Source organism: Ferrimonas sediminum, from assembly GCF_900100175.1.
Lineage (GTDB): Bacteria > Pseudomonadota > Gammaproteobacteria > Enterobacterales > Shewanellaceae > Ferrimonas > Ferrimonas sediminum.
On the sequence record NZ_FNEM01000025.1, the window covers coordinates 17,632 to 42,934 of the forward strand.

Genomic DNA, 25,303 nt, shown 5'->3' on the forward strand with positions numbered 1-25,303 from the left:
ATCGCCAGCCCCAGCTTTGATACACTAGTCCGATCGCATCGACGTCAGTTAAAAACATGGCTAACTTTCGTGCTCTCGCACTGCTGCTGATTCTGGGCTCACTGCTCGGATGTAGCAAGACCGACTCCTCCCTGACATCGGGGCTGGTGTATTGTTCTGAAGCCAATCCAGAACTGTTCAACCCGCAGCTGGTCACCTCCAGCAGCACCCTGGACGCCAGCTCCAAGCAGATCTACAACCGTCTGCTGGGGTTTGATGACATCAGCGGTCAGCTGGTGCCTGAACTGGCCAGCCGCTGGGAGATCTCTGAGGATGGCCTCAGCTACCGCTTTACCCTGCGCCAGGATGTCTGGTTTCAAAGCAATGAACGCTTTACCCCAAGCCGACCGCTCAATGCCGATGATGTGCTGTTCAGTTTTTTGCGCCTCATTGATACCGACCACCCCTACCATCGAATCAATGGCGGCCAGTACCCCTTCTTCCAGAGCATCGAGCTGGCCGACAATGTACGGGCACTAAAACGGCTGTCTGACCATCAGGTTGAGTTTCAATTACATCAAGCGGACGCCACCTTTCTCACCAACATCGCCACCGATTTTGCCGTGGTGCTGTCGGCGGAGTACGGCGCGCAGTTGCAACGGCAGCAGCGGATGGAGGAGATCGATTACCTGCCCATTGGCACCGGTCCGTTCCGGCTGGTGAAATACCAGAAGAACCAGTACATCCGCTACCGGCGTCACCCCAACTATTTTGGTGAGCCCGCCGGCGTCGAACAGCTGATCTACGACATCACCCCTAATGCCACCAGCCGCATGATCAAGCTGATTGGTGGCGACTGCGACGTCGCGGCTTTGCCACAGGTGGGGCAACTGTCGCTGATGCAGGAGTATAACGACCTGCAGCTGGAAGCCCAGCCGGGATTCAATGTGGCCTACTGGGCTTTCAACACCCAGAAACCCCCGTTTGATCAGCTGGCGGTCCGACAGGCGCTGGCCATGGCGGTAAACCGGCAGAAAATTTTGCAGGCGGTTTACCACAATACCGCCGCCCATGGCCAGGGGATGCTGCCGCCGATCTCCTGGGCCTATCAGGATCGCGGGACCACCCAGCCCTACAACCCGGTACTGGCCAAAACCCAGCTTCAGAGACTGGGGCTGAGCAACCTGAGCTTTGATATCTGGGCACCGCCCATCGGCCGCAGCTACAACCCCAATGCCATCAAGACTGCCGAGCTGATTCAACAGGATATGGCGGCCATCGGCGTACAGGTGCGCATTGTCAGCTACGACTGGAACCTGTTTACCAGCCGCCTGCGACAAGCCGAACACGATACGGTACTGCTGGGCTGGAACGCCGACAATACCGATCCGGACAACTTCTTCACCCCGTTACTGAGCTGCAGCGGACTGGTCTCCGGCACCAACCACGCCCGCTGGTGCAACGGCGACTTCGATCGCCTGCTGAGCGAGGCGCGCAACAACGAAGACCGGGCCCAACGGCGCATTCAATACCAACAACTGGAGCAACATGTACTGCAACAGGTTCCGGTGCTGCCTCTGGCCCACGCCACCCGGACGCTCGGACGGGTCCGCCAGCTTCAGGGACCGATATTGACCACGGTCGGCGGTATCAAATTTGCCCAGGTTAAACGGGTCGAATAATGCTTAACTACCTGCTACGAAGAATTAATCTGTTTGTCCTCACCACCCTGATGCTGTTTGCGGTGGTGTACGCGGTCACCCTGGCGCTGCCGGGTGAACTGTCCAGCAACCTGTCTGGCATCGCCGATCCCACCGCAACCCAGATGACGCAGATTCAGGATGACTACAACCTGAATCACGGCCCGGTGCTGGGGTACCTCACCTACGTGGTTAAGCGGATAAGCGGTGATTTTGGCGTATCCCTCAACTCCGGTGAAGCCATCGCCGACCAGTTGCTGCAGGTGCTGCCGGCCTCACTGGAGTTGGGGATTCTGTCGATCTTCCTGGCCCTGCTGATTGGTGTTCCCATCGGTATGCTGGTGACCCTGAGCCGCAACGCCACCCTGCAACGGGTGGTGATGACCGTCACCCTGCTGGGCTTCTCGGTGCCGGTGTTTTGGCTCGGGCTGCTGCAGATCATCACCTTCGGCATTCAATTTGACTGGCTGCCGGCGTCCGGACGCATCAACCTGATGTACGACATTCCCGATTTCAGCGGCCTGTTGCTGATCGACATCCTGTTGTCGGACGTGCCCTGGCGCAGCGCGGCGATGATGGACGCCTGGGCCCACCTGATTCTGCCAATGTCGGTGGTGATGGTGCTGCCACTGACCATCATTATTCGCATTACCCGGGTGTCGCTGGCGGAGGAGCTGGACAAAAACTACATTCGGGCCCTGGAAGCCCGGGGTGTCTCCCGCTACCACCTGATCATGAACCATGCCCTTCCCAACGCCATGGCCGAGGTAATTCGAGTCCTGGGCCTGCAGTTGGGGCCTATCGCCAGTTCAACCATCATTGTCGAGTTGCTGTTTTCCTGGCCCGGCGTCGGTGCCTGGCTGGTGGCCGCACTGCGCCAGGGGGATTATACCGCCCTGCAGGGGGGGGTGCTGGCCATCTCCCTGTTCATCGTATTCCTGAGCATCCTGTTCGATATCGCGCACACGGCGCTCAACCCCATCAGCCGGAAAGAGATCTATGGGCGAAATTAACATTTACTACGAAGAGAAAATCCCCTCTTTGTGGCAGACCATCTGGGACAGCTTTACCCGCAGCCCCCTGGCCCTGATTGGCCTGTGGTCGATGATGCTGATCCTGTCCATGAGTGTGCTGGGGCCGCTGATTGCCCCTTACTCGGCCTCCTACCAAGATCCCAACGCCCTGCTGGTGCCGCCCTCATGGGCCGATACCGGTACCGTAGAGCACTTCCTCGGCACCGACGATCTGGGACGGGATCTGTTTTCCCGCATCCTGCACGGGGCTCACCTGACCTTTGGCTATGCGCTGATCATCGTAATGCTGTCGCTGGTGTGCGGCTTTCTGATCGGCAGCCTGTCCGGCATGACCAAGGGACTGAAAGCCAGTGTGCTCAGCCACCTGCTGGATACTCTGCTGTCGATGCCTTCGCTGGTGCTGGCGATCCTGTTTGCCGCGGTGCTGGGACCGGGGCTGTTTAATGTTATCTGGGCCGTCGGCTTGTCGCTGGTGCCCCGCTTTGTGCGCACCATCCACAACGCGGTCCATGAAGAGAGGCAGAAAGAGTATGTGGTGGCCGCCCGCCTCGACGGTGCCACCACCTGGCAGGTGTTTTACGACTCGATTCTTCCCAACGTCTGGAACCCGGTCGTGGTGCAAACCACCCTGGCGTTCTCGGTCGCAATTCTGGACATTGCCGCCCTGGGCTTTATTGGCCTGGGTGCCCAGTCCCCCTCTCCGGAATGGGGCGCAATGATCGAACAGGGGCTGGACAACCTGCTGACCGCCCCCTGGACGGTGACCATGCCCGGGCTGGCAATTTTGTTCAGTGTGCTGGCGACCAATGTCGTGGGTGATGGCCTGCGCCACGCCTTGCTGGAGGGTCGCCGCTGATGCACCTGCTTGATATCCGTAACCTCAGCATTGAGCTGGATACCCCCCACGGCTGGCTGGTGGCGGTGGAGAAATTCAGCCTGACTCTGCAGGAGGGCGAAATTCACGGCCTGGTGGGCGAGTCCGGCTCAGGCAAAAGTCTGCTGGCGCAGGCGATCATGGGCATCACCGACAAACGAACCCGAATCATCGCCGACCGCTTAAGCTGGCGGGGCCAGGATCTGCTGACCATGTCGGTGAAGAAGCGGCGCCAGTTGATGGGCCGGGACATCGCCATGATCTTCCAGGAGCCGGCGTCGTGCCTGGATCCCGGCAGCCGGGTCGGAGGCCAGTTGATCGAGGCGATGCCGACGCCAGAGGGGGTGCCTTGGTGGCGCCGCAACCATGCCCGCAAAGAGCACGCCATCAAGCTGCTGCACCGGGTTGGCGTCAAAGACCACCAGCGGGTGATGCGTGCTTTCCCCTGGGAGTTGTCGGAAGGACTGGCCCAAAAAGTGATGATCGCCATGGCGGTCTCTCACCGGCCCAAGCTGCTGATCGCCGATGAGCCCACCACCGGACTGGAAACCGCCACGGCGGCGCAGATCTACCGGCTGCTGTCACAGCTGAACCAGACCAAGAGCGTAGCCATCCTGCTGATCAGCCACAACCTTAACTCGGTGGCGCGCTGGAGCCACAACCTCAGCGTGCTGTACTGCGGCCAGATGATGGAGTCCGGCAGTGTTAAGACGCTGATCAAAGAGCCGTTCCACCCCTACACCAAGGCGCTGCTGGCCAGCACCCCCACTGCCAACATGTCGCTACTGCCCAAGCACCACCTGGATACGCTGGACGGAATGATTCCGCCGCTGCAACACCTGCCCATCGGCTGTCGACTGGGGCCCCGCTGCCCCTATGCCCGCAAGGAGTGCGTCAATCCGCCTCGGATTGCCACCAAGAGTGGCCACGCCTATCGCTGCCACTTTCCCCTGGGCCAAGAGGAGGATGCCCTATGACCGCCCCATTGCTTGAGGTGAAAGAGCTGTCGAAGCGCTTTCCTGCCGGCTACCGGCGTTTTCGCAAGGTGTACGACACCGCCCTGGAGCCGATCTCTTTTGAACTCTACCCCAACGAGACCCTGGCCTTTGTTGGCGAGGCCGGCTCGGGACGCACCACCCTGGCCCGAATCCTGGCCGGAGCCGAAGATCGCAGCAGTGGCGAGATTCTGTTGGAGGGCAAGCAGCTTGAGATGCTCGACCACAAACAGCGCTGCAGCCTGATCCGGATGATTTTTCAGGATCCGACCACCTCGCTGAATCCCAGATTGCGGATTCGACAGCTGTTGGAGGAGCCACTGAAGTTCAACACCAACGAAAGCAAAGAGGAGCGGCAGAAGACCGTTAACCGGGTGCTGAAGAAGGTGGGGTTGCTGCGGGAGCATGGCGACTTCTACCCGCACATGATCTCCCATGGACAGCGGCAGCGGGTGGCCATCGCCCGGGCGCTGATGCTGTCACCGAAAATCATCATCTCCGATGAAGCGCTGTCGGGGCTGGACTCCTCACTGCGGGCCCAGTGCGTGAACCTGCTGCTGGAGCTGCAACAGAACCTGGGGCTGAGCTACATCCTGATGTCACACGATCTCGGTTCGGTCCGCCACATGAGCGATCGGATGATCGTGCTGAAGCGGGGCAAAATCGTCGAACAGGGCCGCACCATGGAGGTGTTTGCCAACCCGCAGCACGATTACACCAAGCGTTTGATTGACGAACAGATGCTAACCATTGAGCGTCAGGTATGACTCTGATTCTGCACTCGACCCTCACCTGCCCCCACTGCCAGTTTCAGGCGCAGGAGCTGATGCCGACCGACTGTTGCCTGTGGTTTTACCCCTGCCCAAACTGCAAACAGATGCTGACCCCGAAAGCCGGCGATTGCTGCGTTTTCTGCTCCTATGGGACGGTTTGCTGCCCACCGGTTCAACAAGGGCTATGCGGCTGTTCTAAAAACTAAAAAAGGAGCCTTATGGCTCCTTTTTCAACCCGGCACCCGGAGTGAGTCCCGGAAATTCTCGAGCTGGAATTCTGATGATCACACCTACCGACCGCACACTTCCACACTTTCCCCTATCTCTAAACGGCGAATGCACCGGGCCGGCGAACCGGCCATCAGAGTCAACGGTTCGACATCCCGGGTCACCGTTGAGTTGGCGGCAATGACCGCGCCTCGACCGATAGTGATACCTTGGGCAATCACGACACTGCCGCCAATCCAAACATCATCCTCCACCACGATGGGTCGACACATGGTCTGCCAGTTCCGGCGCTGGTGGTAATCGAGAGAGTGACTGGCGGTATAGAACTGACAGTTGGGGCCCACCATCACATTGCGCCCCAGAGTAATGCGAGCCCCATCGAGCATGGTCACCCCCATGTTCAGGAAACAGTGCTCCCCCATCTCAATGTGACGTCCAAACTCGCAATGAAACGGCGGCGTGATCCAGCAGCCCTGCCCCAGAGTCATCAATGACCGAAGCTCCTGCTGCGCCTGCTCGACACTAACAGCATGGTTGATTCGTTGCTGGGCCTGATAAGCCAGGTGTTTGATTTTGTTGATATAGTAATCACCTCCATCATAATCCAAACCCGCCAGCATCTTTTCGTATTCGGTCATTGCAGTCACTCTTCAACATCCCAAGGCACAGTGGGGGCCCCACCAATAATGGGATCAGTGTAGTGTTGAACTGATATCTTCAAAAGTGAATTAATGTCAGCTATGATTTTCCAAAATGGAATAACGCATCGGCTCCAATCATGTCCTTTGAGCAACTTTCCCGACTCGATCTCAATCTGCTGATCTGCTTGCATGTGCTACTGGAGCAGCGGAGCGTCACCAAGGCGGCTCATAAGCTGCACCTCAGCCAATCGGCCATCAGCAAAAGCCTGGCTCGACTGAGAACGCAGTTTAATGATCCGCTTTTCCTGAGGCAGTCCCATGGACTGGAACCCACCCCCTATGCCCGAAACCTGGCAGCCCCCCTGAAGCAACTGCTCTGTGCTATTGAAGCCCTCACCGAGCCCGGTGACTTTCAGGCCAATCGCAGCCAACGCTGCTTTATGATGGCGATGGTTGAGACCATGTACCCGCTGCTGCTGCCACGGTTTCTCGCTGAGCTGCACGAACAGGCACCGTTGGTGACCATTGATGCCCAGGCGTGGGCAACAAACAGCCTGGAACGTTTGATTCGGGGAGAACTCGATTTTGGCATCACTGGCAAGGACATCCATTTTCAAGATGCCCGTCGCACCCTTTTGCCGCCGAAAGGCATTGTCTATGAAGAGCTGTATCAGGATCAGCATTGCTGCTTAATTCGGCAGGCCCATCCTCTGTTAGGCCAGGCCTGGGGACTGGAACCCTACCTGTCTGCCCGGCATGTACAGGTTCGATGCGATGAGCACGAACATTGGCTACTGGACCTCAAACTGGCCGAACAAGACCGGCACCGGCGCATTGCCATGCACGTGCCCGACTTCAACAGCGCCGCCAGCATCTGCGCCCATACTGACCTTATACTTACCGCGCCTGGCCGTTATGCCCGCCACATCGCGGAAGGATTCAACCTGATCATTCTGCCGCTGCCAATGGCGCTACCGCCCATCTCCTATACGCTGTTCTGGCATCAACACCATGACAGCGATGCCGGCCACCGCTGGTTCAGGGAACTGATTCTGTCCCGGTGCCAACAGTCAGCGCCTGAGCCATAAAAAAAGGAGCCCTCAGGCTCCTTTTTCACAATGCGTCATGACTTAGTCACGAAAGTTCTCGAAGTTGTCAACGCGAAATGACTAAAGCCACACCGCCACTTCCCGCCAGCTAGGCCAGCCTCTAGTCCCTAAAATTCTCGAACTGGAACGGCTGCCCCAGATCCGCTTCCCGGGTCAGGGCCATCACCGCCTGAAGGTCGTCGCGCTTCTTGCCGGTGACCCGCATCTTGTCGCCCTGAATCTGCGCCTGCACCTTAATCTTGCTGTCTTTGATGGCTTTAATCAGCTTCTTGGCCACCGCCTGCTCGATCCCCTGCTTAAATTTGCAGGTACGGGAGAAGGTCTTGCCGCTGTGAACCGCTTTCTCGTCCACCTCCATGGCGGAGGAGTCCACTTTGCGCTTGGCCAGGCTGCCACGCAGAATGTCTTCCATCTGGCGCAGCTGAAAATCCCCTTCGGCTTTCATGGTGACCACCATGTCATTCAGCTCGAAGCTGGCTTCCACACCACGAAAATCGAATCGGGTGGTCAGTTCGCGACTGGCGTTATCGACGGCGTTGCGTAACTCAACCGCATCCACTTCAGACACTATGTCAAACGAAGGCATGGTTTATTCTCCATAAACTGAGGCGGTGGCATTGACCGGGCCACCGAAAATTAAGCTGTTGATGTGAGTCAGAGTTTACTCTCTCTGAGACCGGTGACAATCACCTCGGGGCAAAACTCTGACCTGGAAAGCCTCGCTCAGGAGTGGGATTTCTGCCCGTGGGTCGCTATTATTGCCCCCATGATGATTTTGACCTCCCCCAGCCCGCAGCAGCGACAATGGTTCCGATTCAGTCTGTTACTGGTGATCGGTGCCTTCTCCTACCTGCTGTTTGGCGAACCGAGTTACCCCCAGCCATTCAGCCACACCGACAAGCTGGGACACCTGGCCGGGTTTGCCACCCTGGCGTTGTTGCTGCACCTGGCCTTTGACTGGCCCAAAAGCGGGCAGTTCGCCGTGCTGGCACTGTATGCGGGGCTGGTGGAGCTGGTGCAATCCTACCTGCCCTACCGGCAGGCTGACCCCATGGACTGGCTGGCCGACATGGCCGGCGTGCTGATGTTTCATCTGTTTTTGGAAGCGGTACGACGATGGCAACGACCCTAGCCATTCTGGGCGGTGGCGCCATTGGCCAGTTGCTGGCGATGGATCTCTGCCAGCACCGGCACTCGCCGTTACTGCTGACCCGCCCAGAAACCACCGCCAGGATCATCCAGCACCAATTACAGCGCCTGGACGGCTCCATTCAGCAGGCGAGCCTGCCCCATGCTCCCAGCAACCAGCCTCAGCATTGTGATGCCGTGCTGGTCACAACCAAGGCTTACCAGGCAGAGTCGGCCCTGACACCGGTACTGGCCTGGCTGCCCCCCTCGACCCCGATTGTACTGCTGCACAACGGCATGGGTCCGCAGCAGCGGCTGGCGCAGCGCTTCCCTGAACACAACTGGTGGGCGGGGATGCTGACCGACGGCGCCCTGAAGCTGGAATCACACTCGGTGCGCCATACCGGCCAGGGAGTCCGCTACCTAGGGCCGCTGAGCGGACAGGGGCAGCTGCCCGATGCCTTGACAGAGATTGGCTTTATCAGCGAGGCCGCCATTTTGCCCAGGCTGTGGCAAAAGCTGGCGGTGAATGCCCTGATCAACCCCCTGACCGCCTGTTATGGCTGCACTAACGGTGAGCTGGCTCGCCCCGGCCATCGCGCCGAACTGCAGCGGCTCAGCGATGAGCTGGCGGCGGTGGCCAAGGCCGAGGGGATCGCGATGGAGGCGGAGCAGATTCTGGCCTGGTGCCTGAGTGTGGCCGAAGCCACCTGCAGTAACCGCTCATCGATGCTGCAGGACGTCAGCGCCAAACGCCCCACAGAAATAGACGCCATCAGCGGTTTTGTGGTGGAGCGCGCCCGGGCCCACGGCCTGTGCGCCGACGCTCATCGGCACAACCTGGACCGGGTCAGTCAACTCAGCGGCTGCACCAAGACATAAAAAAACCGCCGGAAGGCGGTTTTTTTTAATCGGTACAGGCTGGTATTAAGGGCGGTATACCTTGACGTTGTCGAAGCCCTGCTCTTTGAGGTACAACGCCTGCAGCTTACTCATGACGCCGCGGTCGCAGTACAGCAGGTAGGTGCGGCTCTGATCCAGCTCCTTAAAGGCAGAACCCAGCTTGAAGAACGGCAGAGTCACGACATCGACGCCGTCCATCTGCAGCGGCTTCTCCTCTTCCTCTTCCGGCGCCCGAATGTCCAGCACCACGGCACCGGCGGTCGGCGTGTCCACGGTTTCCATCTCGGTCACCCGAGCCTGTTCCTCTTTTGCCACGTCGCGAATGTCCATCACCTTGGTCTCCGCCATCACCCGCTCGATCAGGTCTTCAGAAAACTTGGCTTCTTCCGCCTCGATTTTTGACAGTACCGCCTTAACCGTCGGCTTCTGGGAGATCACGCCACAGTACTCCGGCATCGCCGCCGCAAAACTTTCGGTGCCAATCTGGCGGGCCACGTCGATGATCTCCTGCTTGTCCCAGGTCACCAGTGGACGCAGGATCACGGTGTCAGTCACCTTGTCGATGACATTGAGGTTGGTCAGGGTCTGGCTGGACACCTGACCCATGGCCTCTCCGGTCACCAGGGCAGGAATGTTGAACCGTTGAGCTACTTCACTGGCCACCCGCATCATCATCCGCTTGAGAATCACCCCCATCTGGCCATTGTCGACTCGCTCGAGGATCTCTTCCACCACTGGCTCAAACGGCACGGAGATGAATCGTACCTTGTGCGAGGAGCCGTATTTGTGCCACAGGTAGTACGCTACCTGCTTCACGCCCTGCTCGTGGGCGGCACCGCCCAGGTTAAAGAAGCAGAAATGGGTCCGGGCACCACGCTTGATGCACTGGAAACTGGAGACGCCGGAATCAAAGCCGCCGGAGATCAGCGACAGGACGTCTTCCTGGGTGGCGATGGGGAAACCGCCCATGCCATCGTGACGTTTCTCCACCAGATAAAGCTTATCGTCTTCAATCTCCAGCCCGATCACCTCATCGGGATCCTTGAGGCGAACGCCGGCCGCTTCGGTATGCTGGTTCAAACCACCGCCGACGTAACGCTCCACCTCCAGCGAATTGAAGTCATGCTTACCGCGGCGCTTGGCCCGCACGCAGAAGGTTTTGCCCTTCAGACGCTCGGTGAACACCGGCAGGGCATGCTGAAAGATGTCGTCGATGGTTTCAAAGTTGTACTGGCGTACTTCCAGAAAGTGATGGATACCGGGCATGTTTCTCAGGGACACCACCAACTTGGCGGTGTTGTCGGCATCATCAAGGCTGCTGGTGGCACTGATATGATCCCAGTTAAAACGCACGCGCACGGATTCGTCGGTTTTCCGCAGCACGTTGCGAATATTGGACTCGAGCAATTTACCGAAGCGCTTACGCACCGATTTACTCTTGATCATGATCTCGGGATGCAGCTTGACGATAAATTTCATGAGCTTCCTGTAGAGGCAAAAAAACAAAGCGCGGCATTATACCTGAGCTTAAGGATTCGGGAAACAACCAGGAGATGGCCTAAACCACATTTGAAGTGAGATAGGGCCGAACAACACGGCGTGCGCCCAGCCCGGAAGCTACTGGATTGCCGGAATCTCTTCCGAAAGTTTAGGCTTACCCTGAGTGATCGCAATCTCTACCCGGCGATTTTTCGCCCGCCCCCTGGCGTTATCGTTGCTGACCAGAGGTTGACTGTTGGCCTTGCCGATCACCTCCATTCGCAGCGGGTCGAAGCCTTCCACCTTGATCATCTCGTGAGCGACCGACACCGCCCGTTGTGACGACAGCTCCCAGTTTGAGCGGTATAACTCATTCTGGACCTTGGCGTTATCGGTATGGCCTGTCACGGTAACAATGCCAGGTACGTCTTTTAGCAGATCGGCCACCGCTCGAATGACCGGCCGAAATTTCGGCTGAAGAAATGCGGAGTTAGCCGGAAACGCGCCCTTTTCTCGAATGCGAATCACGATCTGCTGGCCCAGAGATTCAATCTCGATGGCACCATCTTCGATCTGTTCCTGCAGCTGGTGAGCCAGTTTTTTCGCCAGTGCGTTGGCGTTGGACTGAGTCTGAGAGGAGGAGCTGGTGTGTTCACTGGCGCCGCCTTGAAGCTTACCTTCGTTGCTCTGCTCACTGCCTGCGACCGGATCGGCCCCGGCCTCAACATCCAGGTGGTTCTTGGTAAACTCGATGGTTTGCTGGTTGATGACTTCGATAGGGGTCGGTTCGGGCCGGCCGGGACGAAACTCCTGGGCGATGACCGAGGTTCCCTTGGGGATGTCTTTCACCTCCAGCTTATTCTGTACCCCGAACGCGTACTTCATGGAACCGGCAATCTGCTTAAACTTAAGCACGTCCATCTCGGAGAACGCCAGCAACAATACGAAAAAGCACATCAGCAGGGTGCTGAGATCGGCAAAGGTGGCCATCCAGGCGGGAGCGCCAGGGGCAACTTTCTTTTTCGGTGGAGCGGCGTCGTCACCGCCTGCGCTGAGCGTCATCTGTCGCGTCTACTCTTCGGTGGTGGAAATTTTACGCTGGTTTTCGTTGAGGTAGTTCTTCAAGAAGCCCTCAATCACCCTTGGGTTCTGGCCATCCTGAATCGCCAGCACCGCGTCCATGATCAGACGGCGGTTAAGCATCTCTTCACTCATCCTCAGTTCCAGCTTATCGGCGATGGGCGCCGCCACCATGTTGGCAATGATGGCACCATAGAGGGTGGTCAGCAAGGCCACTGCCATGGCGGGACCGATGGACTTGGGATCGTCCATGTTATTGAGCATGGCCACCAGGCCGATCAGGGTACCGATCATGCCCATGGCCGGGGCCACGTCGGCCAGGGCGCGAAAAGTACTGGCACCAAACTGATGGCGCTCGATGGTCAGGCCGATGTCCTTGGACAGCGCCTGGCGCACCACGGTGGCGTCGTGGCCATCCACCAGCAGGTCGACCGCCTTCTGCATGAAACTGTTGCTGATCTCCGCCTCTTCCAGGGCCAGAAAGCCGCCTTTACGGGCCGAGTCGGCCATCACCACCGATTGCTCAATCAGGGCTTCGGGCTTGTCCAGCTTGAACATAAAGGCCTTGGCCGCAATTTTTACCGCACCGAAAAACTGGCCGATATTGAACTTCATCATTACGACGAACAGCGAGCCGCCCACAACAATGAAGATAGAGGGGATGTTGATGAAGACCCCAGGGTCACCGCCATTCATCATCGCCATAATGATGAATGCAAAGGCGCCGAGAAGGCCAATAAGGGTCGCCAGATCCACGAAATCTCCTGAAGTGTCTGAATTTTCGGCTGTCCCCGGGGGGAACATCGATTGCCTATTGTCTTTATCGGTCCGTCGCAGCGCAAGTTTAATGAAATTTAATGTTAAGCGGCCACTGTCATTGATTCGACGGGCACAAACAAGTACCTTTGTGCAGCAATTCAAGGAGCCTACCATGGCAAAAAAACCGGACAATCTTAGTTTTGAACAAGCTCTGGCAGAACTGGAACAGATTGTTGCCAATCTGGAACAGGGAAATGTGCCATTGGAACAGGCACTGAAGCAGTTTGAGCGGGGGATTCACCTCGTACGAGCCAGCCAGCAGAAATTAACCCAGGCCGAACAAAGCGTGCAGATGCTCACCAAGGATGAGGAAGGCAACGCGCAACTGGTTCAGTTCGATTCTCAGGAGTAACCATGCTGAGCGCCGCTCTGACTCAGTACCGTCAACGTGTTGATCAACACCTTATTACCCAATTTGACCAGCTTCCCGATTGCGCTCCGCGCCTGTTGGAAGCGATGCGTTATGGCACCCTGCTCGGTGGAAAACGCGCCAGACCCTTCCTGGTTTACTCCGTCGGCACCCTGCTCGGCGCCGAAGAGGCCACTTTGGATCCTCTGGCCGCCGCAGTCGAATGCATTCACGCCTACTCGCTGATCCACGATGACCTGCCGGCCATGGACGATGATGATCTGCGCCGGGGTAAACCCACCTGTCACATCGCCTTTGATGAAGCGACCGCCATTCTGGCCGGGGACGCTCTGCAGACGTTGGCATTTGAGATTCTGGCCAACTGCGATCTGCCTCCGGAGTTGGAACCAAACCGCATCGCCATGATTCGGGTATTGACCCGGGCCTCTGGCTATCAGGGGATGTGCGGTGGGCAGGCGATTGATCTGGCCTCCACCGACAGCCGTATCTCGCTAGAGCAGTTGACCCGGTTACATCGCCTCAAAACCGGCGCACTGATGCGCGCCAGTGTCGAGATGGCGACTCTGGCGGTGGCCGGGCTGGCACCGGAGCACAAGCTGGCGCTGACCGAATACGCCGATGCCATTGGCCTGGCGTTTCAGGTACAGGATGACATTCTGGACATTACCGCCGACACCGAACAGCTGGGAAAACCCCAGGGATCGGATGCCGATGCCAACAAGAGCACCTTCCCCTCTCTGCTGGGACTTGACGGTGCCTGTGAAGTGGCTCAGAGTCTCCACCAAGATGCCCTGACATCGCTGGCAAAATTGCCCTACAATACCGACCTACTTACTGACTTTGCTCGCTATATTATCGAGCGCGGCCAATAAACAAGATAACAAAGAAGCGACCGTCACAATGAGTTTGGATCTGAACGATTATCCACTCCTGGCCAAGGCTGAAATGCCGTCAGACCTGCGCCAGTTGCCCAAAGCCGAACTGCAGAACCTGGCCGATGAACTGCGCCAGTATCTGCTGCGCTGTGTCAGCCACTCTTCCGGACACCTGGCCTCTGGCCTGGGGACCGTGGAACTGACTGTCGCCCTGCATTACGTCTACAACACCCCGTACGACCGCCTGGTCTGGGATGTGGGCCATCAGGCCTACCCCCACAAGATCCTTACCGGACGGGCCCGGCAGATGCCGACCATTCGCCAAAAAGGCGGCCTGCACCCCTTCCCCTGGCGGGAGGAGAGTGAGTACGACACCCTGAGTGTCGGCCACTCCACCACCTCGATCTCTGCCGCACTGGGGATGGCCATTGCCGCCGACCGTGAAGCCCAGGGGCGCAAAGTGGTGGCGGTCATTGGTGACGGCGCACTGACCGGTGGCATGGCCTTTGAGGCTTTGAACCACGCCGGAGACATTCACAAAGACATGCTGCTTATCATCAACGATAACGAGATGTCGATCTCCGAGAACGTCGGCGCCCTGAATAACCACATGGCCAGGCTGATGTCGGGCCGCCTGTACACCACCATTCGTGAAGGGGGCAAGAAAGCCCTGGCGGGGATGCCACCCATCAAAGAGTTGGCTCGCCGTGCAGAAGAACACCTGAAAGGGATGGTGGTTCCCGGCACCCTGTTCGAGGAGCTGGGTTTCAACTACATCGGCCCCATTGACGGCCACGATGTCGGCGGCCTGGTGGACACCCTGAGCAATATGCGCAACCTGAAAGGGCCGCAGATTCTGCACATCATGACCAAGAAGGGTAAAGGGTACAAACCGGCGGAAGAGGATCCCATCGGCTACCATGGGGTGCCAAAATTCAATATCGAAGAGGCCAAGCTGCCGAAGTCCAAGCCGGGTCAACCCACCTTCTCCAAGGTGTTCGGTGACTGGCTGTGCGACATGGCTGACGTCGACGACAAGCTGATGGGCATTACCCCAGCGATGCGCGAAGGCTCTGGCATGGTCGAGTTTTCGCAGCGATTCCCAACGCAATACTTTGATGCCGCTATCGCCGAGCAACATGCGGTCACTCTCGGATCGGGATTTGCCTGCGAAGGCTACCGTCCGGTGGTTGCCATCTACTCCACCTTCCTGCAGCGCGCCTACGACCAGGCGATTCATGATGTCGGTATTATGAACCTGCCGGTGCTGTTTGCCATCGACCGGGGCGGCCTGGTGGGCGCTGACGGCCAGACTCACCAGGGCGCATTCGACCTGTCGTTCCTGCGCTGTATTCCCAACTTCACCATCATGGTGCCAGCCGATGCCAACGAGTGTCGACAGATGCTGTATACCGGCCATAAGATGGAGTCCCCGGCCGCCGTCCGCTACCCTCGTGGCACCGGACTGCCGGTGGAGATTCAGTCCGAGATGACCGAGATGCCCCTCGGCAAAGCGGAGATTCGTCGCCAGGGCCAGGGGCTGTGCATCTACAGCTTCGGCACCCTGCTGCCTTACGCCCTCGAAGCCGCCGAGAAGCTGGACGCCACCGTGGTCAATATGCGTTTCGTGAAGCCGCTGGATGAGCAGATGGTGCTGGAGATGGCTGCCAGTCACGATCGGCTGGTGACCCTGGAAGAGAACGCCATTATGGGCGGTGCGGGATCCGCGGTGCTGGAGTGCCTGAATCGGCACAAGGTGGCCAAGCCGGTACTGCAACTGGGACTGCCGGACCGCTTCATCGAGCAGGGCACCCAGGAGGAGATGCACACCGAACTGGAGCTGGACGGCCCGGGCATACTCAAGCAGATTGGCGCCTACTTCGGCGACTGATCCGCTTCAGCCTGCGTAATCAACCGGAACCGGCCCTGCCGCTTCCGGTTTTTTATTGCTTTAACGACAAAAACTTAGAACGCTCAATTCTGATTTTCAGTCTTTTTTTTCCGACTTCTCGATGGCAAAGTGATCCTCTTTACCGTGATGAAATAACCATGCCACTGGACGCCATACTGTGGGACTACGACGGAACCCTAGTCAATTCGGTTCCCAAAAATATCAATATTACCCAGTCCATTCTCGCCGACATCGCCCCTCACCTGAGCGGCGAGAACCTGCCACACTGGCTGCGTAGCGAATCCGCCTACCACCAAGCCAATCACGCGGCGCGGAATTGGCAGGACCTATACCAAAACTATTATGGGCTGACCGCCAAAGAAACCACCGAAGCTGGCGCCCTGTGGGCCAAGCATCAACGCAGCAACACCACCGAAGTTCGCCTGTTTGAGGGTATCGCCAATGTGCTTCGCTCCCTGACTGCCCTACCCCACGGTGTGTGCTCACAAAACGACTCCAGCACCATCTGGGCCCTGTTGAAGCGGGAAGGTGTAGACACTCCCTTTCATAGCATCATGGGATATAACGACGTTGATGGTGGTCACCAAAAACCCCACCCGGCCGGAGGCCTGCAATGCATCGAGGCCATCTTTGGCACCAAACGGCCGCGGCAACTGATGTACATCGGCGACCACCAAGGGGATGTTGAGTTTGCTCGAAATTTGAATCGGGCACTGGGTGCGGATTGCACCGTCATCGCGGTCACAGCAGCCTACAGCGGCTCATCCCCCAAACTTTGGGAACACCAACCCGACCACATTGCCGACACGCCTGAATCCCTATTATCGTTGTGTCAAAGCTACCTGTAACGCCCCACAAGCAGGCACAAAAAAGCCGGTCAGCGTAACTGACCGGCTTTTTCACTGACCGGAGAGGTTAGCCAAAAAACAACCGCCATAACCAACTTCGATCCAGATCCTCTTTACACTGGTTGTACTGGGCCGCGTAACGCTTTGAGCGACTTTCCACTTTACGTGAGGTTTTCACCAGCCACTGTTTGCTCTTGTAGCTGCCGCGTTTATAGCCCCCCCAGCCCTCATGATAATTCAGGTACTGGCGATAAGCGTCCCACTTGGAGACCCCGTTAACCTTGTTGGACTTATAGATGTACCAGCCCATGAAATCCATGGCGTCATCAAAGTCACTGCGACTGGACCAGCTGTTACCGGTTTCCCGGGCATACTGATCCCAGGTCACGGTCTTCGCCTGAGCGTAACCGTAGGCGCTGGAGGCACGACCGATGGGAATGAAGCCCAGGAACCATCTCATGGGCGGCTGCGCATTATGCTTAAACGAGCTCTCCTGATACATCATCGCCATGGGCACGTGTACCGGCACCCCCCACTTTTCGCGGGTGTTTTTTGCCGCTTTATACCAGCCGCGGTTTTCGGTAAAGATATTGCACAAATTTTCCGGATCCCGTGGTGGTGGCGTGGCACAGCCCACCAAGCCAACCAGCACGAGAGCGCTTAAGATAAGCTTTATTAATCTTACATTTAGCATCATGAACCAGCGAAAAGCCCTGAAAGTACCGATTTTGCCCTTCCCGCTTGGGAAATGCCACCGAGGCAGCAACAAAATCCAAAGTTTTGATTTTCACCCGGGCTGCCAGTAAAAGCTGGCAACCGGGATCGCATTTGTCGAAAGTGACGATAACGCAACTCTTTACAGCGACCGTAAACGCTGATTAAATGCGCCCCTTTCGTACTAACCCAGTAACAAAAGATGTCAACCGAGCTGTATCTGGTTTATCTGACGACGGTCATTGTGCTGTTGATCGCCCCTGGCCCCATGACCCTGCTGACCCTGTCAACCAGCGTCCGCTACGGGCACCGAAAAGCCCTGGCAACCGTATTGGGTTCCAACCTGGCCGGCCTGTTGCTGATGATTCTGTCTGCCACCGGCATCGGCGCGCTGATCACCAGCAATGCCGCCCTGTATGAAGTGCTGCGCTACGCCGGCGCCGCCTACCTGTTGTGGCTGGGCTTCTCCGCCTGGCGCTCCCGCCCCAGCGAAACCCTGGAATCGAGCTTTACCTACCGCAACAGCTGCAGCTTCAGCCTGTTCAAACAGACCCTGTTTGTCGGCCTGGCCAACCCTAAGGGCCTGATCTTCTTTGCGGCGCTGTTTCCCCAGTTTCTCGATGCCAGCAAACCGATGCAGCCACAACTGCTGGTGCTGTGTTCCACCTTCACGGCGGTGGATTTCGTGATTCTGAACCTGGTGGCCTTTGGTGGCTGCCGGTTGGCGAACCGCTTATGCAGCACCACGGCCCAGCGTCGTTTCAACCGCCTGTGTGGCCTTACCTTCATTGGTCTGGGCAGCGTTATGGTGATTGCCTGAGCCCCGAGGCTCAAGCAGCAAAAAGGCCGCTTCGCGGCCTTTTTTGATCAGGGCTCAAGATGACACTGAACCGGTTCCTGTTTCCACACCACCGGCTGCCAGTAGTCTGTTTTCGAGCTTGGTACCTCCACAGGCGTCTCAAACCTGGCTCCGAGGTGGTATTCCACCCCGGCCTCCACCCTGAGGGTAAACTCCTTGTAATGGCGGTCTCTCAGGCTGATACCCAGACGAGGATCGTCGATAAGCTCCACCACCCTCAGAGTATGGGTGCCAGGGGCAAGCCGGTAACTGGCTTTGGTCACCACATTGGTGTCATCAATGCGGGTCACCACTGCCCGAAACAGGTTTTCAGTTTCCGGTGGCTGGTGAAACGTCGATAGCTCGCCACACAGCCCCTGTTGATCGTCGTGACTGGCACAGGCGGTCAATATCAATGCCACACTGCCTACCAACGCTCTGCGCATTCTGCCTCCCGATCAACTCTGGAAATAGTGTTTCAGATAAGCTTCAAAGGTGCCGGTTTGCTTATGCTCCAGTTGCTGCTGCCGCAGCAATGACTGACTGACCTCATCCTGCAGGCGCCCTTCCGACAAGCTGGCGTAATCCCTGGCCAGCAGATGGACGGTGTGTGCCTTGGCCAGCGCCATGGCCGGGTTGTCCAGTTGACGATGTTCGGCCATCAGGCGTCCGGACAGGGTGTGCCCGGGCTCGGCGATGGCCGGACGCCACAATGCCAGGGCATCCTGATACTGAGAATCCCCATTGAGGTCGTCAATAACATCGGCAATCTTCGACCAGCGCTCAAAACTCTGTTGCAGCCACTGGGCCAGGGCAATCTGCTCGCCACAGCCGGTCTCCAGCTGCAGTCCGGGCTTACGCCCCTGGGTCACCACCGACTCAAAATTGCGCTGAGTCTGCAACTGGCAGGCGTCGGTCCAGCAAGGACTGGGCAACAGGGCACAATCCAGCAGGAACAGATCCAGCAACAGAATCTGGTCGCGGCCGATCCCCAGCGGCTCAAACGGATTGACGTCCAGAGTCCGCACCTCGATGTACTCCACCCCGGCACGGGCCAGCGCATCGGAAGGGGTTTCCCCTGAGTGGGTGGTGCGCTTGGGCCGAATGGAGGAGTAAAGCTCGTTCTCGATCTGCAGGATATTGGCGTTCAACTGCAGCAGCTGTCCATCCTGCTCAATCCCCAATTTGGCAAACTGTGCCGACGGCAGGGTAATGGCACGCTTCAAGTCGGCCACATACTGGTCCACCGAGTTGTAGCGAATCTGCAGATTGGCCTGCTCGCTGTTGGTGTAGCCCAGATCGCTCATGCGCAATGAGGTGGCATAGGGCAGTGTCAGCAACCCGGATGGCAGGGTGTCGAACTCGAACGGCACCTCGCGCCCCTCAAGGAACGACGGGCACAGCGTTGGGGAGGCGCCAAACAGGTAGGGCAGAACCCAGGCCTGATGACGGAAGTTTCGAATCAGGTGGAAGTACCCGTCTGAAATCACCTCCTGGCTGTCGCTGCCCTTAAGGCCTTTCCACAGCGCTTTAGGCAGGGAAAAGTTAAAATGCACACCGGCAATGGACTGCATCTTGGCACCGTACCGACGCTTAAGCCCCTCGCGGTAGAGGGTTTTCATTCGACCGACGTGGGAGTCACCGTACTGGGCGATGGGCACATCTTCGTGATCATCAATAAAACAGGGCATGGACTGGGGCCACAGGTACTGGCCTTCAATACGCTCACTGACAAAATGGTGAACGTCCCCCAGTTCGGCCAACAGGTTATCGACGTTGTCGTTCACCCCGGTGATCAGCTCAAGCAGAGACTCCGAAAAATCGGTGGTGATCCACTTGTTGGTAAGTGCCGATCCCAACACCTCGGGGTGGGGATCTCTGGCCAAGGCGCCCTGCGGAAGGATGCGCAACGCTTCACGCTCAATGCCCCGTTGCAGCTTCTGCAAAGCTTGTCGACCTTCCCCTTGGGCCAGGCGACTCAGATTCTGTTCAAATTCGGTCAAGCCAGATTCTCGCGTGGATGGGAGGGCCAAGCCCTCCACTAAATTAGAAAAAAACGATTTTACAGTGTCAGTGGCTTCACTTCATAGCCCAAAGCGATCAATGGCGCTTCAATGGTGGTTTTATCACCAACCACCAGAATGATCATCCGACTCAGATCCAGCTCCTTACGGGCCAGTTGATTCAGTTCATTCAGGCTGATGGTGTTGATCAACGCTCCCTGCTGGGCCACAAAGTTATCAGGCAGGTTGTAGCGCTGCAGCTTGCCCAGGAAACGGGCCTTCTGGCCTGGAGTTTCAAACTTGAGGGCGTCGGACTGGGTCACCGAGGCGCGCATGAAGTCGAGCTCCTGCCGGGTCATGCCGTTTTCGGCAAAACCGGTCATTTCACCGAGAAACTCTTTGACCGACTCCGCAGTCACGTCGCTGCGCACACTGGCTCCGGCTACGAAACTGCCCAGTTCCGGCCCGCCACTGAAGCCGCTGCGAGCGCCATAGGTGTAGCCCTTGTCTTCGCGCAGGTTGAGGTTGATGCGGCTGTTGAATGCGCCCCCCAGAGGGTAGTTCATCAATCCGGCTTTAAAGTACTCACCCAATGCATCGAAAGGCAGGCCGCGTCGGCCGATCTTAATGACCGATTGCGCCGCACCGGGTTTATCCATCAGATAGATGACCGGCCCCTTAGTTGAGGGCATTCGGACCAGCTTGGGCCACTGGGCGGCCTGGCCCTGCCAGTTTGCCAACCAGTCAAGTTTGCTCATCAGGGTGCGCTCGTCGATGTCGGACACCGCGACTACACTGGCGTTGCCACCACGGAACTGTTGCTGATAGAAGCCCTTGACCTGCTCCAGAGTCAGGGCCGATACCGTCTCCAGGGTGCCGCTCAGGGGTTGTCCCATGGGGTTATCGACACCAAACAACAGCTGGCTCCAGGCGGTACTGGCCAGCCAGGCGGGGTCATTGGCCTGATGCTGCAGCCCTTGCAGTTGCTGCACCTTGACCCGCTCAAAGTCTTCAGGACGGAACGCCGGCTTAAACAGGCGTTCCTGCAGCAATGCCAGGGTCGCATCCAGATTCTGAGTCAGAGTGCTGACGTTAACGTAGGTGCGGTAGCCAGAGGCCGAGATGGAGATTGAGGAACCCAGCTTTTCCAGTTCCTGAGCCATCTGTTCGGTGGTCATAGAGTCAGTGGACTCATCCATCATCGCTGCCGTCAACCGGGCCAGACCGGCCTGATTGGCCGGGGTCAGCCTCTGCCCCCCTTCCAGGGCGATGAGGATCTCGGTAGTGGGCGTCTCCAGGCTTTGGGTACCCACCACCTCGATGCCGTTGCCGAGAGTGCGGGTCCACAAGCCAGGCACTTTCAACTGCGGCGCCGGCCCGGCGGGTGGCACCTGGCTACGGTCAAAGGTGTCCTGAATCACTGCCGGCACCACCTTTTGGGCGTGGGCCAGGGTGGCAGGGTCGATGGGCTCGGGGGCAGTGAAGGTCGGATTGGCCGCGGCCAGTCCGGTTTGCCCCGGTGGCACCACGCTCATGATCACCGCGTGCTGACCTTTGAGGTAGGTATTAAACACCCGCATGACGTCATCGGCACTGACATTACGATACCGCTCCAGATCCGTCTGCAGCAGGTCGGGCTCACCAAAGAAGGTCTGGTTATAGGCCAGTGAGGTCACCTTGCCACGCACACTCTGCAAGCCAAAAATGGTGCCGGCTTCATGGCCAACCTGAGCCTTCAGCAGATCCTCTTCGGTGACCCCACGCTGCTCAAATTCGGCAATGGATTGACGAATTACGGTTTCGATATCCGCCAGTTTTGGCATTTTGGCCGGGTTGGCCAGGGCATACAGGGTGAACTCACAGGACAGCTCGCGACAGGGATGACTGACCCCGGCCTGCACCGCCAACCCGGCTTTGACCAAGTTTTTATAGAAGATCGAGGTTTGACCGCCGCCGAGAATGTCGGCCAGCAGATCCAGCGCCGCCTCATCCTGATGACGGGCATAGACGGTGGGGAAGGAGAGGTAGATCAGTGGCAGATGGACCTTATCTTCCAGAGTCAGGTAACGGTCTTCCGAGAGCTGTGCGGGTGCTTTAGGCGCCTGCTCCACAGCCGGCCCCCGCGGGATGGGGCCAAAGTACTTCACCACCCACTCCAGCACCTGCTGACGATCGAAGTCGCCGCCGATGGTGAGGGTGGCATTATTGGGGCCATACCAGCGGGCAAAGAAGGCCCGAAGATCATCGACGCTGCCGTTATCCAACTCCTCCATCCAGCCAATGACCGGCCAGGAGTAAGGGTGCCCCTGAGGGTACAGCGCCTGGTGCACCAGCTCATTGAGACGGCCATAGGGCTGATTATCGACCCGCTGGCCACGTTCGTTCTTCACCGTCGCCCGCTGCACCTCAAACGCCTGCTCGGTGACGGCCGGCAACAGGAAGCCCATGCGATCGGCTTCCAGCCACAACATCTTCTCCAGCTGATTGGCCGGGACGGTTTCAAAGTAGTTGGTTCGATCGCTGTTGGTGGTGCCGTTTAGGGTGCCGCCGGACTCGGTCACCAGCTGAAAGTGTTGTTCATCGGCAACGTGCTGCGAGCCCTGAAACATCATGTGTTCGAAGAAGTGCGCGAACCCGGACTTACCCAACTCCTCTCTGGCCGAGCCGACGTGATAGGTCACGTCCAGATGCACCAGGGGGTCGGAGCGATCCTGATGCAGCACCACGGTCAGGCCATTTTCTAGCTGAAACTTTTCGTAAGGAATTGTGATTTCGGCCTGCGGGGCCGGGTTTGAGCCCAAATAGGTGACGCCTGACGGCAATGACGGCTGCGGTGCTTCGGATGCACATCCGATCAACGCCAGCGCCAAACACAGGGCTAACGGCTTAAATAGCTTCACTGAATTCCCTCCTGATACCGGCTGAGACGCGGGTTGCAGCCAGCCTAGATACTTGAAACTACCCCCAGTGTAGTTAGGGCAATCACCAAGTATCGAAAAAATTTACCTACGAATATCAGAAGACTACTAGATAACAGTGAAAACCGGAACCATCCCGCCAGTAAGGGGATTGCGTCGCCGATAATGGGCAACCAGGCCAACAACAGACTCCAGACACCGTATTGCTGCACCTTGGGAACCAGCCATTGGTGTTTGTCGTTCAGCAGCGATTCGGGAGACTTTCGACGGCTGGCAAGGTAGCCGAGAAGGAAGCTGGTCATAGAGCCCAGGGTATTGCCGATGGTGGCCACCAGAACAAACGCCAGCCAGGGGTCAGGGGAGTTTTGTACCCAGTAGGCCAGTAACAACTCGGAACCGCCGGGCGCCAGGGTGGCCGAGATAAAGGCGCTGGCAAACAGGCTCCAAAAGGCCGTCAACATGGCGAGCGCCTGGGCTTATTCGACCGTTTCGGAGGGGATCATCAGAGCCTTAAGCTCTGAGTTGTTGGTGAGCATGTCAGCCAGGGTGTAGTTATCCAGGGTCGACAAGAAGGCCTGGGTGGCTTCTTCCAGCACACTCTTCAACCGGCAGGCCGGCAGGATTTTACAGTAGGGTTCGCCACAGTTGATCAACTGCAGCGGCTCGAGCGCGCGAATCACTTGGCCGAGTCCAATCTCCTCCGGCTTCATTGCCAGGCAGATGCCGCCTTTTTTCCCACGCACGGTTCTGACAAAGCCTGCATGCCCCAGCTTATTGATCACTTTAACCATGTGATTACGCGATACGCCATAGGTCTCCGTCACCTTGGTGATGCTGGTCAATTCCCCTTCGGGAAGGGTGGCCATGAAAAGCAGAGATCGGAATGCGAAATCGCTGAAGCTGGTGAGTTGCAAGTTACCTCCAAAACTCCCCGGAAGGGAGGTGAATCTGGCATCAGAACCTCAAATTGAAGCCCGATGGCAAAGCCTAAAAGCGCTGAGCTTGTAAACAGCTGTAGCGATCAATGCGGGTTTCCTGAACCGTTTCACCACTGCTGCTTTGATACTGGTGACGATATACCATGCCGAGCTCCAATCGCTTGCGGTAATAGCTGCTGCTGCAGAAACTGTTGACCGTCTCCTGACTGTGATTTTCCACCACGGCGCCGAAGGCCCCAAGGCGATGGCTATCCAGCTGGCGGTAATGCATGATCATCACGCCATCTTCATACTCGGCATTAATGAAGTTGGGGTTCTGGCTCTGACCAATACCACCATTGAGATCCCGCACCAGTTGCTGACTCTCTTTATCGAGCCAATCAGGCACGGTATCGAACCAGGCGTAGCCCGGAACAGCAAGCAGAGACAGCAGTAACAGTAAGCGCATAATTAAACCGGAAAATCCCTAACGGACTAATGCTACACCCGATTGGCTAAATAAAAAGCCATATCGGCGAATATTTACACACATTCAACACCGGAGAAACAAAAACACCACAAAGGATGGTGGCCAATGTTCGTTCTGGTAATTAAATCACTTCAGCATTCGGTGTTTCGCGAAAAGCTCGGCCGCACCGGAAAGCGCTAGTGTAATGATTCTATCGGCAATCGGCATCATTTTTTACCCTCATTCGGGTGAAACTGTCGCATTCATCGCTCAAGCCCGACTTTAGGCAACCGCGGTACGCGCCACTTTTCGTTGAACCGGAGAAGACGGAGTTCATTGTCGATTGCGTTATAATTAAACTATTGGTATCAATAAATAATCAGCTTTACCACCAGACACTGTCCAGAGGAGCCTTGAATGATCGGACGACTGTTTCTGCTGCCCATCGTGCTGTCACTGCTATGGTGCCTGTTTCTGACCGTAAACGGGTACAGCTTGCAGCAGGGAAAGAAAGGCTTTTACGGGATTTTTGTGTTCTGCGGCCTGGTGATGGCGTTCTTCACCCTGATGATCTGGCTGACGAACCCCTACTAAGGGATCGGATGGGTTGAGGCGGAGGAGAGAAGCAGCGCTTTCTCCGCCTAAGCAACAACCCTGACAAGCGCGCATAAAAAAACCCGAGCGTCAGCTCGGGCTT

At 57.5% G+C, this 25,303-nt stretch carries 27 protein-coding genes; 15 read left to right on the forward strand and 12 right to left on the reverse strand.

Annotated features, from left to right (window positions below; all coding sequences use genetic code 11):
- Positions 1-56: 56 nt before the first annotated feature.
- Genes sapA through BLT77_RS20535 form a run of 6 tightly spaced genes read left to right on the forward strand, consistent with a single transcriptional unit; the run spans position 57 to position 5,561 of the window.
- Entirely contained in the window at positions 57-1,661 is a 1,605-nt protein-coding gene (gene sapA, locus BLT77_RS18770; RefSeq protein ID WP_090368253.1) for an ABC transporter substrate-binding protein SapA, read from the forward strand.
- On the forward strand, positions 1,661-2,692 hold the full coding sequence (locus BLT77_RS18775) for an ABC transporter permease subunit (protein WP_090368255.1): 1,032 nt from the start codon (positions 1,661-1,663) through the stop codon (positions 2,690-2,692). The genes sapA and BLT77_RS18775 overlap by 1 nt, the downstream gene beginning before the upstream one ends.
- Positions 2,679-3,569: an ABC transporter permease subunit gene (locus BLT77_RS18780; RefSeq protein ID WP_090368257.1), complete on the forward strand. Its 891-nt coding sequence runs from the start codon at positions 2,679-2,681 to the stop codon at positions 3,567-3,569. The genes BLT77_RS18775 and BLT77_RS18780 overlap by 14 nt, the downstream gene beginning before the upstream one ends.
- Positions 3,569-4,564, forward strand: a complete 996-nt coding sequence (locus BLT77_RS18785) for an oligopeptide/dipeptide ABC transporter ATP-binding protein (RefSeq protein WP_090368259.1) — start codon at positions 3,569-3,571, stop codon at positions 4,562-4,564. The genes BLT77_RS18780 and BLT77_RS18785 overlap by 1 nt, the downstream gene beginning before the upstream one ends.
- Positions 4,561-5,349 carry an ATP-binding cassette domain-containing protein gene (locus BLT77_RS18790; RefSeq protein ID WP_090368261.1) on the forward strand — a complete coding sequence of 263 codons (789 nt, stop codon included), beginning with the start codon at positions 4,561-4,563 and terminating at the stop codon, positions 5,347-5,349. Before BLT77_RS18785 ends, BLT77_RS18790 begins: the two co-directional genes overlap by 4 nt.
- Positions 5,346-5,561 (forward strand): GDCCVxC domain-containing (seleno)protein, encoded by a 216-nt coding sequence (locus tag BLT77_RS20535; RefSeq protein ID WP_090368262.1) that lies wholly within the window; start codon positions 5,346-5,348, stop codon positions 5,559-5,561. Before BLT77_RS18790 ends, BLT77_RS20535 begins: the two co-directional genes overlap by 4 nt.
- A gap of 84 nt (positions 5,562-5,645) precedes the next feature.
- On the opposite strand, the gene BLT77_RS18800 is transcribed toward BLT77_RS20535, so the two are convergent.
- On the reverse strand, positions 5,646-6,221 hold the full coding sequence (locus BLT77_RS18800; protein ID WP_090368264.1) for a sugar O-acetyltransferase: 576 nt from the start codon (positions 6,219-6,221) through the stop codon (positions 5,646-5,648).
- Between the two features lie 140 nt (positions 6,222-6,361).
- Here BLT77_RS18800 and BLT77_RS18805 point away from each other — a divergent pair, with 140 nt between their 5' ends.
- Positions 6,362-7,312 carry a LysR family transcriptional regulator gene (locus tag BLT77_RS18805; RefSeq protein ID WP_090368266.1) on the forward strand — a complete coding sequence of 317 codons (951 nt, stop codon included), beginning with the start codon at positions 6,362-6,364 and terminating at the stop codon, positions 7,310-7,312.
- A gap of 121 nt (positions 7,313-7,433) precedes the next feature.
- Here BLT77_RS18805 and BLT77_RS18810 read toward each other — a convergent pair whose 3' ends face one another.
- Positions 7,434-7,919, reverse strand: a complete 486-nt coding sequence (locus tag BLT77_RS18810; RefSeq protein ID WP_090368268.1) for a YajQ family cyclic di-GMP-binding protein — start codon at positions 7,917-7,919, stop codon at positions 7,434-7,436.
- A gap of 93 nt (positions 7,920-8,012) precedes the next feature.
- On the opposite strand from BLT77_RS18810, the gene BLT77_RS18815 reads away from it, so the two are divergent.
- Together BLT77_RS18815 and BLT77_RS18820 are read left to right on the forward strand one after the other, a co-directional pair.
- A complete protein-coding gene (locus tag BLT77_RS18815) occupies positions 8,013-8,465 on the forward strand; it encodes a VanZ family protein (RefSeq protein ID WP_090368269.1) in 453 nt (150 codons plus the stop codon).
- Positions 8,450-9,343 (forward strand): ketopantoate reductase family protein, encoded by an 894-nt coding sequence (locus BLT77_RS18820; protein WP_090368271.1) that lies wholly within the window; start codon positions 8,450-8,452, stop codon positions 9,341-9,343. Before BLT77_RS18815 ends, BLT77_RS18820 begins: the two co-directional genes overlap by 16 nt.
- A gap of 45 nt (positions 9,344-9,388) precedes the next feature.
- Here the strand turns inward: BLT77_RS18820 and thiI are convergent, their stop codons facing one another.
- The 3 genes from thiI to pomA all read right to left on the reverse strand — a co-directional run bounded on the left by thiI (position 9,389) and on the right by pomA (position 12,679).
- Positions 9,389-10,843 carry a tRNA uracil 4-sulfurtransferase ThiI gene (gene thiI / locus BLT77_RS18825; protein WP_090368273.1) on the reverse strand — a complete coding sequence of 485 codons (1,455 nt, stop codon included), beginning with the start codon at positions 10,841-10,843 and terminating at the stop codon, positions 9,389-9,391.
- Positions 10,844-10,981: 138 nt separating this feature from the next.
- Entirely contained in the window at positions 10,982-11,905 is a 924-nt protein-coding gene (locus BLT77_RS18830; RefSeq protein WP_090368275.1) for a flagellar motor protein MotB, read from the reverse strand.
- A 9-nt stretch (positions 11,906-11,914) separates the two neighbouring features.
- The gene (pomA, locus tag BLT77_RS18835; protein WP_090368277.1) at positions 11,915-12,679 is read right to left on the reverse strand and encodes a flagellar motor protein PomA; all 765 of its coding nucleotides are present in this window, start codon (positions 12,677-12,679) and stop codon (positions 11,915-11,917) included.
- Positions 12,680-12,854: 175 nt separating this feature from the next.
- Here pomA and xseB point away from each other — a divergent pair, with 175 nt between their 5' ends.
- The 4 genes from xseB (at position 12,855) to BLT77_RS18855 (ending at position 16,747) form a co-directional block, all read left to right on the forward strand.
- The gene (xseB, locus tag BLT77_RS18840; RefSeq protein ID WP_090368279.1) at positions 12,855-13,094 is read left to right on the forward strand and encodes an exodeoxyribonuclease VII small subunit; all 240 of its coding nucleotides are present in this window, start codon (positions 12,855-12,857) and stop codon (positions 13,092-13,094) included.
- A gap of 2 nt (positions 13,095-13,096) precedes the next feature.
- On the forward strand, positions 13,097-13,984 hold the full coding sequence (ispA, locus tag BLT77_RS18845) for a (2E,6E)-farnesyl diphosphate synthase (RefSeq protein ID WP_090368281.1): 888 nt from the start codon (positions 13,097-13,099) through the stop codon (positions 13,982-13,984).
- A 28-nt stretch (positions 13,985-14,012) separates the two neighbouring features.
- The gene (gene dxs, locus BLT77_RS18850) at positions 14,013-15,878 is read left to right on the forward strand and encodes a 1-deoxy-D-xylulose-5-phosphate synthase (RefSeq protein ID WP_090368283.1); all 1,866 of its coding nucleotides are present in this window, start codon (positions 14,013-14,015) and stop codon (positions 15,876-15,878) included.
- 158 nt (positions 15,879-16,036) lie between these two features.
- A complete protein-coding gene (locus tag BLT77_RS18855; RefSeq protein ID WP_090368285.1) occupies positions 16,037-16,747 on the forward strand; it encodes an HAD family hydrolase in 711 nt (236 codons plus the stop codon).
- A gap of 67 nt (positions 16,748-16,814) precedes the next feature.
- Here BLT77_RS18855 and BLT77_RS18860 read toward each other — a convergent pair whose 3' ends face one another.
- Positions 16,815-17,441, reverse strand: a complete 627-nt coding sequence (locus BLT77_RS18860) for a transglycosylase SLT domain-containing protein (protein ID WP_090368298.1) — start codon at positions 17,439-17,441, stop codon at positions 16,815-16,817.
- A gap of 222 nt (positions 17,442-17,663) precedes the next feature.
- Between BLT77_RS18860 and BLT77_RS18865 the strand changes: the two genes are divergently transcribed.
- Positions 17,664-18,281, forward strand: coding sequence for a LysE family translocator (locus BLT77_RS18865; RefSeq protein WP_090368287.1), 618 nt, complete (start codon positions 17,664-17,666; stop codon positions 18,279-18,281).
- A gap of 47 nt (positions 18,282-18,328) precedes the next feature.
- Here the strand turns inward: BLT77_RS18865 and BLT77_RS18870 are convergent, their stop codons facing one another.
- The 6 genes from BLT77_RS18870 to BLT77_RS18895 all read right to left on the reverse strand — a co-directional run bounded on the left by BLT77_RS18870 (position 18,329) and on the right by BLT77_RS18895 (position 24,606).
- Positions 18,329-18,745 carry a hypothetical protein gene (locus tag BLT77_RS18870; protein WP_090368288.1) on the reverse strand — a complete coding sequence of 139 codons (417 nt, stop codon included), beginning with the start codon at positions 18,743-18,745 and terminating at the stop codon, positions 18,329-18,331.
- A 12-nt stretch (positions 18,746-18,757) separates the two neighbouring features.
- Positions 18,758-20,302: a glutamate--cysteine ligase gene (gene gshA, locus BLT77_RS18875; RefSeq protein ID WP_090368290.1), complete on the reverse strand. Its 1,545-nt coding sequence runs from the start codon at positions 20,300-20,302 to the stop codon at positions 18,758-18,760.
- A 59-nt stretch (positions 20,303-20,361) separates the two neighbouring features.
- The gene (locus BLT77_RS18880; protein WP_090368292.1) at positions 20,362-23,202 is read right to left on the reverse strand and encodes a M16 family metallopeptidase; all 2,841 of its coding nucleotides are present in this window, start codon (positions 23,200-23,202) and stop codon (positions 20,362-20,364) included.
- A 44-nt stretch (positions 23,203-23,246) separates the two neighbouring features.
- A complete protein-coding gene (locus tag BLT77_RS18885) occupies positions 23,247-23,681 on the reverse strand; it encodes a YqaA family protein (RefSeq protein WP_090368294.1) in 435 nt (144 codons plus the stop codon).
- A gap of 15 nt (positions 23,682-23,696) precedes the next feature.
- Positions 23,697-24,134 carry a nitric oxide-sensing transcriptional repressor NsrR gene (gene nsrR / locus BLT77_RS18890; protein ID WP_028113839.1) on the reverse strand — a complete coding sequence of 146 codons (438 nt, stop codon included), beginning with the start codon at positions 24,132-24,134 and terminating at the stop codon, positions 23,697-23,699.
- A 73-nt stretch (positions 24,135-24,207) separates the two neighbouring features.
- The gene (locus tag BLT77_RS18895; protein WP_090368296.1) at positions 24,208-24,606 is read right to left on the reverse strand and encodes a hypothetical protein; all 399 of its coding nucleotides are present in this window, start codon (positions 24,604-24,606) and stop codon (positions 24,208-24,210) included.
- Between the two features lie 417 nt (positions 24,607-25,023).
- Between BLT77_RS18895 and BLT77_RS20365 the strand changes: the two genes are divergently transcribed.
- Entirely contained in the window at positions 25,024-25,200 is a 177-nt protein-coding gene (locus BLT77_RS20365) for a hypothetical protein (protein ID WP_176819392.1), read from the forward strand.
- The last annotated feature ends 103 nt before the right edge of the window (positions 25,201-25,303 follow it).